10 protein-coding genes are annotated in these 13,208 nt (G+C 62.9%); 4 read left to right on the forward strand and 6 right to left on the reverse strand.

Annotation, left to right across the window (positions count from 1 at the left end):
* The first annotated feature begins 232 nt into the window (after window positions 1-232).
* Together IE166_RS11520 and IE166_RS11525 are read left to right on the forward strand one after the other, a co-directional pair.
* Window positions 233-2,344 carry a response regulator gene (locus IE166_RS11520; RefSeq protein ID WP_244641450.1) on the forward strand — a complete coding sequence of 704 codons (2,112 nt, stop codon included), beginning with the start codon at window positions 233-235 and terminating at the stop codon, window positions 2,342-2,344.
* A 116-nt stretch (window positions 2,345-2,460) separates the two neighbouring features.
* The gene (locus tag IE166_RS11525) at window positions 2,461-3,324 is read left to right on the forward strand and encodes a GNAT family N-acetyltransferase (protein WP_189503973.1); all 864 of its coding nucleotides are present in this window, start codon (window positions 2,461-2,463) and stop codon (window positions 3,322-3,324) included.
* An 8-nt stretch (window positions 3,325-3,332) separates the two neighbouring features.
* Here the strand turns inward: IE166_RS11525 and IE166_RS11530 are convergent, their stop codons facing one another.
* The 3 genes from IE166_RS11530 to IE166_RS11540 all read right to left on the reverse strand — a co-directional run bounded on the left by IE166_RS11530 (window position 3,333) and on the right by IE166_RS11540 (window position 7,243).
* Window positions 3,333-3,761: an EamA family transporter gene (locus IE166_RS11530; RefSeq protein ID WP_385965882.1), complete on the reverse strand. Its 429-nt coding sequence runs from the start codon at window positions 3,759-3,761 to the stop codon at window positions 3,333-3,335.
* Between the two features lie 5 nt (window positions 3,762-3,766).
* On the reverse strand, window positions 3,767-4,849 hold the full coding sequence (locus IE166_RS11535; RefSeq protein ID WP_189503976.1) for an endonuclease/exonuclease/phosphatase family protein: 1,083 nt from the start codon (window positions 4,847-4,849) through the stop codon (window positions 3,767-3,769).
* A gap of 108 nt (window positions 4,850-4,957) precedes the next feature.
* On the reverse strand, window positions 4,958-7,243 hold the full coding sequence (locus tag IE166_RS11540) for an NADP-dependent malic enzyme (protein WP_189503979.1): 2,286 nt from the start codon (window positions 7,241-7,243) through the stop codon (window positions 4,958-4,960).
* Window positions 7,244-7,402: 159 nt separating this feature from the next.
* On the opposite strand from IE166_RS11540, the gene mutS reads away from it, so the two are divergent.
* The gene (gene mutS / locus IE166_RS11545; protein WP_189505876.1) at window positions 7,403-10,063 is read left to right on the forward strand and encodes a DNA mismatch repair protein MutS; all 2,661 of its coding nucleotides are present in this window, start codon (window positions 7,403-7,405) and stop codon (window positions 10,061-10,063) included.
* A 14-nt stretch (window positions 10,064-10,077) separates the two neighbouring features.
* Here mutS and IE166_RS11550 read toward each other — a convergent pair whose 3' ends face one another.
* Window positions 10,078-10,479 carry a DUF1801 domain-containing protein gene (locus IE166_RS11550; protein ID WP_189503981.1) on the reverse strand — a complete coding sequence of 134 codons (402 nt, stop codon included), beginning with the start codon at window positions 10,477-10,479 and terminating at the stop codon, window positions 10,078-10,080.
* 36 nt (window positions 10,480-10,515) lie between these two features.
* On the reverse strand, window positions 10,516-10,938 hold the full coding sequence (locus IE166_RS11555; protein WP_189503983.1) for a winged helix-turn-helix transcriptional regulator: 423 nt from the start codon (window positions 10,936-10,938) through the stop codon (window positions 10,516-10,518).
* A gap of 101 nt (window positions 10,939-11,039) precedes the next feature.
* Here IE166_RS11555 and IE166_RS11560 point away from each other — a divergent pair, with 101 nt between their 5' ends.
* Entirely contained in the window at window positions 11,040-11,804 is a 765-nt protein-coding gene (locus IE166_RS11560) for an SDR family oxidoreductase (RefSeq protein WP_189503985.1), read from the forward strand.
* 10 nt (window positions 11,805-11,814) lie between these two features.
* Here the strand turns inward: IE166_RS11560 and IE166_RS11565 are convergent, their stop codons facing one another.
* On the reverse strand, window positions 11,815-13,074 hold the full coding sequence (locus tag IE166_RS11565; protein ID WP_189503987.1) for an Hsp70 family protein: 1,260 nt from the start codon (window positions 13,072-13,074) through the stop codon (window positions 11,815-11,817).
* Window positions 13,075-13,208 lie beyond the last annotated feature (134 nt).

Raw genomic sequence — 13,208 nt, forward strand, 5'->3', positions numbered from 1 at the left:
ACGGCGCGTTCGGCGTTTCCGGTAAAATCCGATGAAACTGCCGAAAGCTTCCTCAACAGGCGGCTGCTAAACTGCTTGCATGGTGGCCGTGCTCAAAACCAAACCAATTCGACAGGCGCAGGTCCAAAACGGACCTGTGAGCCCCGCCCGCACTGCCGCCTTCGTGCATCGGCAGAGCCACGCCAGATCATGGTCCCTGCCGACTTGGCTGCCATGGCTTTGGTTCGGTCTGATGCTTGCCACGCTAGCGCTTGGCGGTGTCGCTTACCTCAGTGGTGCACCACTCTTCATCCCTGCAGCACTTGGCATTCTGTTCGTGGTCAAGCTGGCAGTGTTTGCCTATGCGCTGACCTCGCACCGCCGCGAGATGCAGAAGGGCGCGGCTGCGCTCAACCGCCGCCAATGGGAAATCGAGTCGCTTTCGGGCAAGATGTGGGCCCTGCAGGAAAGCGAAGAGCGCTTGCGCAGCCTGCTCGATGCGTTGGGCGACCTGGTTGTGCATCGCGACGGCGATGGCCGTATTCTTTACGCCAATGATGGGCTCGGCCTTCTTCTGGACCGCGATCCGCTCTCCCTTGCCGGTCAGCACTTGACCGATCTTGGCGTCGATATCAGCTTGGTGCCGGATGCCGCCTTTGTGGAAGGCGAATGTTTGAGCTCCACCGATGTGGCGATCCAGACGCCAAATGGCGTTCGCTGGTTCTCCTGGATCGAGCACTCCATGCGCGATCCCTCCAGCGGTACCGTTTCGCATCGCGCGATCGCCCGCGACATCACCGGCCGCAAGCGGGCCGAGACGGAAGCCATCGCCGCGCGTGAACGGGCTGAGGACGCCAACAAGGCGAAGTCGCGCTTCCTGGCGACCGTCAGCCACGAAATTCGCACGCCCATGAATGGCATTATCGGCATGGCCAAGCTGCTTGCCGACACCAATCTTTCGCCGGAACAGCAGACCTATGTCGGCGCGGTTTCGACCTCCGGCGAGCATCTGCTGACGCTGATCGAAGACCTGCTCGATTATTCCAAGATCGAGGCCGGACGTTTCGAGATCGAGCTGCAGAAAGTCTCGCCGCGCGAGTTGAGCGAGAATGTCGTGGAACTGCTGGCCGCGCGCGCTTACTCGAAGAACATCGGCCTCGGCGTGCGGGTGGCACCCGATGTGCCGACGCTGATTTCCACGGATCCGGGACGGCTGCGGCAGGTGCTGATCAACCTGATCGGCAATGCGGTGAAGTTTACTGAAACCGGCGGCGTTCTGGTGGATGTGTCCGTCACCGACGATGGCGACTGGCCGGCCATCCGCTTCGGCGTGCGCGATACCGGCCCCGGCCTGGCGCAAAGCGATGCGGCCCGTATTTTCGGCGAGTTCGAACAAGGCGACGGCACCACGACGCGGCGCTATGGCGGTGCAGGGCTCGGCCTTGCCATCTCAAAACGCATCGTGGAAGCCATGCAGGGCACGATCGGCGTCGAGGCCGCTCCCGGCGAAGGCGCGATCTTTTGCGTGACGCTGCCGCTCGATGCGCAGAGCGAACCGCCTGGCAAAGCGACGGCATTGGCTGGATGCCGTGCTGTGATCCTGTCTGATCTCGGCATCGAGGTGGAAGCGCTGGCGACAACGATCCGGGATCATGGCGGCCGCGTCACGATCGCGGACACAGTCGAACAGGCAGCTCTGTGCCGGGACTGCAATGTGATCCTGATCGATGCCCGTTTGGAGGATGGCGACGGCAGCTGTTTGGCCGCTCTTCGCGCTGCCGGCCTCACCAACGTTCCGGCCATCACCCTGATTGCGCCGGACAATCGCGGGCGGCTGGCTCGGCTGCATGAGCAGGGTTATGCGCATTTCCTTGCGCGGCCGGTTCGCACGGAAACGCTGTTGCGCGTTCTTCTTGCAGCCCTCGCCGTGACAGCAGCGCCTGATCAGCCCAAAGCGTCCCCGCGCTTGCCGCAGCCGTCTGCCAACCGCAGCCGCTCGATCCTGATTGCCGAGGACAACGAGATCAACGCGCTGCTGGCTCGCTCTGCGCTGGCCAAGGCGGGACACCGGGTGAAGGTCGTTGGCAATGGCCGTGCGGCGGTGGATGCCGTGACGCAGGCGGGTGAAGGACAGGCGCCGGACATCGTTCTGATGGACCTGCATATGCCGGTGATGGACGGGTTGGATGCCATCGCCATGATCCGCAAGCATGAAGAAGAAAAGGGCACACAGCCGGTGCCGATTATCGTGCTTTCGGCCGACGGGCAGGAAAAAACCCGCCACCATGTCCTGGCTCATGGCGCAACCGGGTTCGTCGCCAAGCCGCTCGACCCCGCCACCTTGCTGAACGCCGTGGAAGCGTAACACAGCCGGCTCATTTCGACGCCGGATACAGCGGCTGACATCAGGCAGTCGCTTTCATGTCACCGTCATGTGATATTAGCCGCGTATCCGATCGATGGGTCCACGGGGAATCAGCCATGAATCACGTGTCGTTCGAGTTCGACGCCAGCCGTTTGACAACTGGCTTGCCGCTTGCAGTCACGCCATCTGCAACCCTGCTGCCCCTAGGCAAGATCGGCTCGTTGGAAGCGCGGCTGGCGACAAGCGAGGCGGAGATCGAAGCCGCGCAGAAGCTCCGTTTCAGCGTGTTCTACGAGGAACTCGGTGCGACACGGCAGGAGGCCCATCGGCTGGATCAGCGCGATGCCGACCGCTTCGACAGCATCTGCGATCATCTCCTGGTGTTCGACACGGCGCTCCCAGGTCCCAGCGCAAAACAGATCGTCGGCTGCTATCGGCTGCTGCGCCAGGAAACGGCGGATGCGACGGGCGGCTTCTATTCTGCGGACGAGTTCGAGTTCGACAAGCTCGTTGCCCGCCATCCCGGCCTCAACTTCCTCGAGCTCGGCCGCTCCTGCGTTTTGCCGGCTTATCGGTCCAAGCGCACGATCGAACTCCTGTGGCAGGCGATCTGGGCTTACGTGAAGCATCACGGCATCGACGTGATGGCCGGCTGTGCGTCGTTCCACGGCACGATCCCCGCGGCCCATGCCGAAGCGCTGTCCTTCCTCGCGCATAACTGCACTGGGCAGGACGAATGGGCGGTGCGTGCGGTGGCCAAGCGCTTCGCACCAATGGACCTGATGCCTGCGGAAGCGATCAATGCCAAGGCAGCGCTGACCGCCATGCCTCCTCTCGTGAAGGGCTATCTGCGGCTAGGCGCCAAGTTCGGCGAGGGCTGCGTGGTCGATCACGATTTCGGAACGACGGATGTATTCGTGGTTCTGCCGATCAGCGCGATTTCGGAACGCTACATCACCTATTACGGCGGCGCTTCCTGACGCTTGGATCAGGCGCGGATCGCCACCAGCACCGCCCCTGTGCCGATCAGGATAACGCCGAGCCAGTTCACGCCCGATAGTCTTTCACGCAGAAAGATCACGGCGAAAACGGCTACCAGAACGACGCTGAGCTTATCGATCGGCGCCACGCGCGCAGCATCCCCAATCTGCAGGGCTCTGAAGTAACAGAGCCAGGAGAGGCCCGTTGCAGCACCCGACAAAGCCAGAAAGAGCCAGGTCCGGTTGGAAATGGAAGATACCGGCTGCCACGCCCCCGTCGCGGCAACGATGGCAGCCGCAATGGCCAGAATCACGACTGTACGGATCAGCGTCGCGAGATCGGAATTGACGCCTTCCACGCCGATCTTGCCGAAGATCGCAGTCAGCGCGGCAAACACCGCCGACAGCAAGGCCCATAGCTGCCAGGATCCAAGCATCGGCTTCACTTCTCCCACCCTACGCCAATCGGCTCTTCGTCGCGCTCATCCGCCTGCCGAACGAGATCGCGCGCGCGGTTCAGATCACCCGCATCAGCTTCGTCGGGACGGCTGACCGCATCGCGGTCTGGGCAAAGAACGAGATCGAACTGAACTGGGAAATGATCGGACCCGCCGGCTTCCAGCCGCTGCATGTCGACCAGCCGGAAATGCGCGGAATGGAACAAATGGTCGAGCGGCCAGCGCATGAACCAGTAGCGTGCATCGAAACTGTTGACCATGCGCCGCCCAATGCGGGGATCGAGCAGCCGGCTGATGCGGCGGAAGCGACGGGTGGTCTTTGACCAAGCGACATCGTTGAGATCGCCCGTGACGATCAGTGGACCGCTTTCCTTACGGGCGGCCAGTGATATCAGCGCCGTTTCGCCGTCGCGACCTTCCGTGCCCCGATGCGGCACCGGCGGCTCGGGGTGGATCGAATAAAGGCGGAAGCGCAGGCTTTCATCCAGCACCACGGTGGCAAAAATCGATGGCACGCCTTCGGTCAGAAGATCCTGCACGGACACGTCGTCCAGCCGGACCTTGGACACCATCGCCATGCCGTAGGAATTTTCTTGCGACTGGTCGACGCGATAGGGGTAGCGATCAAGCACCGGCGCCAGCCCATCCATCCAGGCTTTGTCGACTTCCATCAGGACAAGGATGTCGGGGTCGGACTGGTCGATGATGCGGATATGCCCTGCATAATCCCGGTTCGACATCTTTACGTTGGATGCGACGAGGCGGAAGCGTTCGCCGTGGTCAACGGCCGGATCGAAGTGCTTCGATTCCTTGCGCCAAAGCCGGGTGAACTCAGCGATGAACCAGGCCTGGAACAGAGCAACTGCGGCAAAGGTGAGCGGGAAGATCGGCTGATCGAACAATGCACCGCCGGATGCAAGCGACACAAACAAACAGGCCAGGGCTACAACGAGGATCTGCTGGCGGGGAAAATCGCCGATGCGCACGATGCCATGCGCGATCGGCAGAAACGGCATGACGGTGATCGCCACAAGAAGAACGGCCAGCACCGTTTGCGCAATCAGCATTGCCTGGCTTTATCCTGTTCCGAGCAGCACTTGCCCATTGAGCAGCCGATATAGAGCGGAGGCCAGCGCTGGCGATGGGTTCGCCAACGCTGCCTCTGAGATGCGCGATCAGGAGATCGCGTTGTAAGCCGCAATGGCCGCCATGTTGACGAGGTCGCTATCCCTGGCATTCAGCGGCACGATCTGCACCGGCTTGTTCAAGCCCACAAGCAGCGGGCCGATCACCGTGGAGCCGCCGAGTTCCTGCAGCATCTTGGTGGCGATCGAGGCGGAATGGAAGGCCGGCATGACCAGCACGTTGGCCGGGCCCGAAAGGCGGCAGAAGGGATATTGCGCCATCGCCTTGGGGTTGAGCGCGACATCGGCCGCCATCTCGCCATCATATTCGAAATCAACGCGGCGCTTGTCGAGGATCTTGACCGCTTCCTGGATGCGCTCGGAGCGCTCGCCCTGCGGGTGGCCGAAGGTTGAGTAAGCCAGCAGCGCGACGCGCGGCTCATAGCCCATGCGGCGCGCAAAGCCGGCAGTTTCTTCCGCGATGTCGGCGATCTCCACGGCATTGGGCATGTCGTGCACCGCCGTATCGGCCACGATGACCGTACGCCCGCGCGACAGCACGATCGAGGCGCCAATGACGCGGTGGCCCGGGCGGGCGTCGATGACGTTGCGCACATCTTCCAGCACGGTGGAATAGTTGCGCGTCACACCCGTCACCATGGCATCCGCATCACCCAGCGCCACCATGGTCGCGCCGAAATAGTTGCGGTCATTGTTGATGAGGCGCTGGCAATCGCGCAGCAGGAAGCCGCGGCGTTGCAGGCGCTCATAGAGGTAGTCGGCGTAAAAGCCGTTACGGCGGGACAGGCGTGCGTTGATGACCTCGATGCCGGGCTTGTCGAGATCGACGCCGGCTTGTGCGGCGTTTTCACGGATCACGTCATCGCGACCGATCAGGATGGCGGTGCCGAGTTCCTGGTTCACATAGGACACGGCGGCGCGCATGACCTGCTCTTCCTCGCCTTCGGCAAACACGACGCGCTTGGGCTTGCGGCGAACACTGTCGACGATGCGCTGCAAGGTGGAAGCGATCGGATCGCGGCGGGCCGACAATTGTTGGCGGTAGCGTTCGAGATCGGCAAGCGGCTTGCCCGCAACGCCGGAGTCCATCGCAGCCTTGGCGACCGCCACCGGAATGGCGGAGATCAGACGCGGATCGAACGGCACGGGGATGATGTAGTTCGGGCCGAAGCGCGGGCGCGAGCCCTGATAGGCGGCAGCAACTTCGTCCGGCACGTCTTCCCGCGCGAGATCGGCCAGCGCCTGCGCGGCGGCCACCTTCATTTCGTCGTTGATCGTGGTTGCCCGTACATCCAGCGCGCCACGGAAGATGTAGGGGAAGCCCAGCACGTTGTTGACCTGGTTCGGGTAATCCGAACGGCCGGTCGCCATGATCGCGTCGGTGCGGATCTCCGCCACTTCCTCCGGCGTGATTTCCGGATCGGGATTGGCCATGGCGAAGATGATCGGGTTCTTGGCCATGGACTGAACCATGGCCGGCGTCAGCGCGCCCTTGGCGGACAGGCCGAAGAAGATGTCGGCACCATCCAGCGCTTCCGCCAGCGTCCTCTTGTCGGTCGGCACCGCATGGGCCGACTTCCACTGGTTCATGCCTTCCGTGCGGCCCTGATAAACCACGCCCTTGGTGTCGCACAGGATGACGTTTTCGGGCGTGAAGCCGAGCGACTTCACCAGTTCAATACAGGCGATGCCGGCAGCACCCGCGCCGTTGCAGACGAGCTTGGCCGACTTCATGTCGCGGCCGGTGATGGCCAGCGCGTTGATCAGGCCGGCGGTGGCGATGATCGCCGTGCCGTGCTGGTCGTCATGGAAGACGGGGATGTCCATCAGCTCGCGCAGTTTCTGCTCGATGATGAAGCATTCCGGTGCCTTGATGTCTTCGAGATTGATGCCGCCGAAAGAAGGCCCGAGATAGCGCACGGCATTGATGAAGGCGTCGGCGTCTTCCGTGTCGACTTCGAGGTCGATTGAATCCACATCGGCGAAGCGCTTGAACAGCACCGACTTGCCTTCCATCACCGGCTTGGAGGCCAGCGCGCCGAGATTGCCGAGGCCGAGAATTGCCGTACCGTTGGAGATCACGGCCACCATGTTGCCCTTGGTGGTGTAGTCGAAGGCCTTGGACGGATCCTCGGCAATCGCCTTCACCGGCACCGCGACGCCCGGCGAATAAGCCAGCGACAGGTCGCGCTGCGTCGCCATCGGCTTGGTGGGGTTGATCTCCAGCTTGCCGGGCCGGCCTTGCGCATGAAAATCAAGCGCTTCCTGCGGGCTGACGGAGGGGCCGGTCGGCTCGTTGCGATCCTTCGGTGCCATACTCGTTCCCTCTCTCTTTTCTCTTCTTGTGGAGCGTTCGGGATTAAGACTCCCAATCCCCCTCGTAAAGGCCGAAAACTACCTCACCTTCCGCCGAGGCCCGCTTTGAACGCGCAGATACCGATCGACAAGACCAGCATCCAGCCGGCGGCGACGCCGATGATGGAGCAGTACCATGCCATCAAGGCCGCGAACCCGGATTCGCTGCTGTTTTACCGCATGGGCGATTTTTACGAGCTGTTCTTCAACGATGCGGTGATTGCGGCGGGCGTGCTCGGCATCGCGCTCACCAAACGCGGCAAGCATCTGGGCGAAGACATTCCGATGTGCGGCGTGCCCATGCATGCCGCCGACGATTACCTTTCCAAGCTGATCGGGCGCGGCCACCGCGTGGCCGTGTGCGACCAGATCGAGGATCCGGCGGAGGCCAAGAAGCGCGGTTCGAAGTCGGTTGTGGCTCGCGATGTCGTGCGGCTCGTCACGCCCGGCACGATTACGGAAGAAAAGCTGCTCGCACCGGGTGAAGCGAGCTACCTGATGGCGCTCGGCCGCGCCAAGGGCGCCGACGCGCCGTTTGCGCTGGCCTGGATCGACATCAGCACCGGTGCCTTCACCGTCATGGATACGACAGGAGATCGCTTATTGGCCGACATCCTGCGCATCGAGCCGCGCGAGTTGATCGTGCCAGAGCCGGTATTTTACGACCCCGAGCTGAAGCCGGTGTTCGATGTGCTGGGCCGCGTCGCCAATCCGCAACCGGCCAGCCAGTTCGACGGGGCGGCTGCCGAAGGGCGCATCACCCGTTATTATGATGTCGCGACGCTGGATGGGTTCGGCTCCTTCTCGCGCCCTGCCCTGTCAGCCATCGCCGGTGCCATCGCCTATGTGGAGAAGACGCAGAAGGCCGAGCGACCGCCTTTGGCGCGACCTTGCCGTGAGGATGGGGGCGCGGCCGTCTTCATCGATCCGGCGACGCGCGGCAGTCTGGAACTCACCCGCACGCAGTCGGGCTCCCGCGATGGCAGTCTGATCGCGGCGATCGATCGGACGGTGACGGGCGCCGGTGCACGGTTGCTCGCCGAACGCCTCACCGCGCCGCTGACCGATGCCAACGCGATCAATGCCCGGCTCGATTCCGTATCCTTCTTCTGCGCCGAAGGGCGGTTAGCGGAAACGCTGCGGCTGGCCCTGCGCGACGTGCCGGATCTCATGCGCGCGCTGACCCGGCTGGCGCTGCATCGCGGCGGGCCGCGTGATCTCGGCGCCATCGGCTCCGGCCTCAAGGCAGCACAAGCGATTGCCGACCTGATGAACCAAGCCACGCTGCCGGCTGAGCTGCAAGCGGCGGTGCATGGGCTGCAAGCCTTGCCGTCGATTGTCGCCGACAGTCTGGCGGCTGCGCTCGACGACAGCCTGCCGCTGCTCAAGCGCGACGGTGGTTTCATCAGCAAGACCCATCACGCCGAGCTCGACGAAATGCGTGCGCTTGCCACCGAGTCCCGCCAAGTGATCGCCGCTATGGAGCGCGACCTGTGCGAAGAAACCGGCATTCGCGCGCTCAAAATCCGGCACAACAATGTGCTGGGCTATTATATCGAAGTCAGCGCCGGGAACTCGGACGCGCTGACCAACACGCCGGAAGCCAAGGCGCGCTTCATTCACCGCCAGACCATGGCCAACGCCATGCGCTTCACCACGACCGAACTCGCCGGTCTGGAAACGAAGATCGCCAACGCCGCCGACCGCGCGCTGACGATCGAACTCGGCCTGTTCGACGCGCTGGTGGCACTGGTGGTGGAACACGCCGAAGCTATCCGACAGGCTGCAAGTGCGCTGGCGGTTCTGGATGTTTCGGCGGCCCTCGCGGCGCTGGCGGCGTCTGAAAGCTACAACCGCCCGCATGTCGATGACAGCCTCGACTTCTGCATCGAGGGCGGCCGCCATCCGGTGGTGGAACAGGCGCTACGACGTCAGAACGCGCCGGCCTTCGTGATGAACGATTGCGATCTGTCGCCGGAAAAATCCGGGCAAGCCGGCAAGATCTGGCTTCTGACCGGCCCTAACATGGGCGGTAAATCGACCTTCCTGCGTCAGAACGCCCTGATTACGCTGATGGCCCAGATGGGCGCTTTCGTGCCGGCCCGCTCGGCGCGCATTGGCGTCGTTGATCGCCTGTTTTCCCGTGTCGGCGCGTCCGACGATCTGGCACGCGGCCGCTCCACCTTCATGGTGGAAATGGTGGAGACCGCCGCCATCCTCAACCAGGCCGGTTCTCGCGCGCTGGTGATCCTGGACGAGATCGGGCGCGGCACCGCCACCTTCGACGGCCTGTCGATCGCCTGGGCGGCGGTGGAATATCTGCACGAGAAAAACCGCTGCCGCGCTTTGTTCGCCACCCACTTCCACGAGATGACCGCGCTTGCCCAAAAGCTGCCGCGCCTCGCCAACGTCACCATGCGCGTGAAGGAATGGGACGGCGAGGTCGTGTTTTTGCATGAAGTCGGCAAGGGCGCGGCCGACCGCTCCTACGGCGTCCAGGTCGCGCGCCTCGCCGGCCTGCCGAAGTCGGTCGTGGAGCGCGCCCGCGCCGTGCTCGCCCAGCTCGAAGCCGGCGCCACCTCGGGCAAAGCGACGAAGCTGGTGGACGACCTACCCCTGTTCAGCGCGGCCCTACGCGAGCCGCCGAAACCGGCTGCCGTAGACGCGCTGCGTGAGGCGATGGGGGCGATCAACCCGGACGATCTCAGCCCAAGGGAGGCACTTGAGGCGCTGTATCGGTTGAAGGGGTTGGCTGGGGAGAAGTTGGCTGGGGAGAAGTAGGCTCGCTTGTCTTTTCAGGCGAGCTTCGCTTTGCGCTTCGCGGCGCCGCCGGACAAATTCAGCGCAATCGCAGCGCGAATGAGTGCTTTGAACGCGTCTTCATCGAGAACATCCTCTTGCCCGATGTCGATCGCGCGCCTGACCTTGCCATCGAGACTTGAGTTGAACAGGCCTGTCGGATCAGCAAGCGCCGCGCCCTTGGCAAAGATCAGCTTGACCACAGCCTTGTAGGTTTCACCGGTGCAGAGAATGCCGGCATGTTCCCACACCGGAACGCCGCGCCACTTCCATGTTTCTTCCACCTGGGGATCGGCGGCACGGATGAGAGCGCGGATCTTGGCCAGCGTTTGGCCGCGCCAATCGCGGAGTTCCTTTATTCTTGCATCGATGAGCGCTGAGGGTGATGGTTCTGTCATGATCAAGGCTCCTCCATCGGACGGACGGCGTTCGACTTACCGCCCATCGAACACCTCACGCGCCTTCTCCACCGTCTCAAGATTCTCTTCCGCCCAGATCCAGACACCGCAAAAGGCAGCGCCGAGGCTTTGGCCGAGTTCGGTCAGGCGGTAGTCCACATGAGGCGGAACGATGGGGTGGACGGTGCGGGTCACCATGCCGTCGCGCTCCATCTGGCGCAGCGTCTGGGTCAGCATCTTCTGGCTGATGCCTTCGATCTTGCGGGCAAGCTGGGTGAAGCGCAGCTCGCCATGCGCATCCAGAACCTCCAGGATGATCATCGTCCACTTATCGGCGACACGACCGATCAACTCGTTGACCAGCCGTTCGATGCGCGGATCGAGCACTTCCGGCGGCGGAGTCTTGGCGACCTTTTTCGCCTGACAGATCGTGGCGGCATCGAATGGCAGGCTCGTCATCTCTCACTCTCTTTCAGGTAAGTACAAATCTTTCAGGTGCCTACTTTCGTTTGGATTGTAGCGGTTTACATCAGGGGCTTCAATTTCAAGGAGCAGTTTTCATGAACAAGTCTGGCAACACCATTCTCATCACCGGCGGCGGCTCTGGCATCGGCGCGGCACTGGCCCAGCGCTTCCATGATCTCGGCAATACCGTGATTGTCGCCGGACGCCGGCAGGACGCGCTCGACGCCACGATCGCCGGTCGGCCCAACATGCATGCGATGACGCTCGACGTGGAAAGCGAAGCTGGGATCGCCGACTTCGCAGGCCGCCTGCTTGCTGCACATCCAGACGTCAACGTCCTGATCAACAATGCCGGCATCATGCGCTTCGAGGCATTAGACCGTAGCCGCGATCTGGCCGATGCCGAAGCGACGATCACCACCAACCTGCTGGGTCCGATCCGGGTGACCAATGCGCTGATCGATCACCTTGCCACGAAGTCCGGTGCCGCGATCGTCAACGTGACGTCAGGCTTGGCCTTCGTGCCGCTGGTCATGACGCCGACCTATAATGCGACAAAGGCTGCGATCCATTCCTATACCGTCTCGCTGCGCGCAGCACTGGAAGGCAAGGTCGAGGTGATCGAACTCGCGCCGCCAGCCGTCCAAACCGGCCTGACACCAGGCCAGGAAACGCTTGAGGGCTACCAGCCCCTGAACGAGTTTATCGATGAGGTGATGGCTCTGTTTGCACAGACACCAACTCCGTCCGAGATCCTCGTCCAGCGCGTGAAGTTCCTGCGCAACGCCGAAGCCGAAGGCCGCTTCGATAAGACGCTGCAGCAGCTCAACGAGACCGTGACCAAGGCGCGACACGGTTAATCGCGGGGTTTTACCCCGCGAACTTCCGATCCGCATCCACCGCCAGGCCCAGCCCGACGCTGCCGAACCGGTCGCCCTGCACCGCGCGTGCGTTGGGGAACAGCTTGAGCACGCTTTCGCGCAGCAGCGGCACGGCGGTGGAGCCACCTGTCAGGAACAGCGTGTCGATGCGCTCGGGGGTCAATCCAGCGTCGGCGAGGGTTGTGGTGATCGTGTCGGTGATGCGGGTGATCGGCGGGGTGATGGCGTTTTCGAGACCGGCGCGGGTGAAGGGGACGCGCAGGGTCTCGTCCATCAGGCGCATTTCGAGCGCTGTGTCGTCCAAGTCGGTGAGCGCGATCTTGGCGCTTTCGACGCGGGCAGCGAGTGCATGGCCCTGCCGGTTTTCCACGATGTCGATCAGGCGATCGACCTTACCTTGCTCGGCCGCCTCGTAGCGGATTTGGCGCAGCGTGTTCAGGGCGCGGGCGGTGTAAAGCAGGTTGATGCGCTGCCATGTCGCGAGGTCGTAATAGGTGCCGACAGGCAGTTCGCGGCGGCCATCCTTGGTCAGCGTCTTCATGCCGAGTTCGGGCATGACATGGGCAACGGAAGCCAGACGGTCGAGATCGGTGCCGCCGACATGCACGCCAGTGTTTGCCAGGATGTCCTCGCGGCGGTCGGTGGCGCGTGCGCGCTCCGGTGACACGCGCACGATGGAGAAGTCTGACGTGCCGCCGCCGATATCGACGATCAGCGCCAGTTCCTCGTGGGCGACCGTGCGCTCGTAATCGAGGGCGGCAGCGATCGGCTCGTACTGGAATTCGATATGCTTGAAGCCGCGCTTTTCGGCGGCCTTTTGCAGCTCGTCCTGCGCGCGGCGGTCGGCGGCTTCGTCTTCGTCCACGAAATGCACGGGACGGCCGAGCACGACATGCTCGACGGCGGTACCGCGCGCGGTATCCAGCGCCTGCTTGAGATGATCGAGAAAGGCACCGATGATGTCCGTGAAAGCGAGATTCTGCGCTTTCGCACGGGTTTTTTCGTTGATCAGCGAGGTGCCGAGCACGCTTTTCAGGGCGCGCAGCAAACGGCCTTCGACGTTTTCGGTGTAGTCGGCTATCGCGCGGCGACCGAAATAGGTGCCGTTATCCTCGAAGTTGAAGAACACGGCTGACGGAATGGTGAGGTGCTCGCCCTCCACCGCAACGAGCCTGGGCGCGCCATTCTCGACAAAGCCGACGGTCGAGTTGGACGTGCCGAAATCGATGCCACCGCTGATCGGTTTCATGTTTGTCTTCCTCGAACGGTGTGGGTTTTGAAAAAGGAAGGGCGCGCCTACACGAAGCACACCCCTCTTGTCGAGGGTAGAACGATGCGATCAGCCTTCCCTTAAGACGCTGCAGGTATTACAGCGCGCTTGGA

The sequence above is a fragment of the Tianweitania populi genome, from assembly GCF_014652875.1.
GTDB lineage: Bacteria > Pseudomonadota > Alphaproteobacteria > Rhizobiales > Rhizobiaceae > Tianweitania > Tianweitania populi.

Excerpts from the sequence above, each read along its gene's own strand:
- IE166_RS11565 (WP_189503987.1), bottom strand. The coding sequence starts at position 13,074 with ATGAAACCGATCAGCGGTGGCATCGATTTCGGCACGTCCAACTCGACC.
- IE166_RS11550 (WP_189503981.1), bottom strand. The coding sequence starts at position 10,479 with ATGACAGAACCATCACCCTCAGCGCTCATCGATGCAAGAATAAAGGAA.
- IE166_RS11520 (WP_244641450.1), top strand. The coding sequence starts at position 233 with ATGCTTGCCACGCTAGCGCTTGGCGGTGTCGCTTACCTCAGTGGTGCA.
- mutS (WP_189505876.1), top strand. The coding sequence starts at position 7,403 with ATGATGGAGCAGTACCATGCCATCAAGGCCGCGAACCCGGATTCGCTG.
- IE166_RS11530 (WP_385965882.1), bottom strand. The coding sequence starts at position 3,761 with ATGCTTGGATCCTGGCAGCTATGGGCCTTGCTGTCGGCGGTGTTTGCC.
- IE166_RS11560 (WP_189503985.1), top strand. The coding sequence starts at position 11,040 with ATGAACAAGTCTGGCAACACCATTCTCATCACCGGCGGCGGCTCTGGC.
- IE166_RS11540 (WP_189503979.1), bottom strand. The coding sequence starts at position 7,243 with ATGGCACCGAAGGATCGCAACGAGCCGACCGGCCCCTCCGTCAGCCCG.
- IE166_RS11525 (WP_189503973.1), top strand. The coding sequence starts at position 2,461 with ATGAATCACGTGTCGTTCGAGTTCGACGCCAGCCGTTTGACAACTGGC.
- IE166_RS11535 (WP_189503976.1), bottom strand. The coding sequence starts at position 4,849 with ATGCTGATTGCGCAAACGGTGCTGGCCGTTCTTCTTGTGGCGATCACC.
- IE166_RS11555 (WP_189503983.1), bottom strand. The coding sequence starts at position 10,938 with ATGACGAGCCTGCCATTCGATGCCGCCACGATCTGTCAGGCGAAAAAG.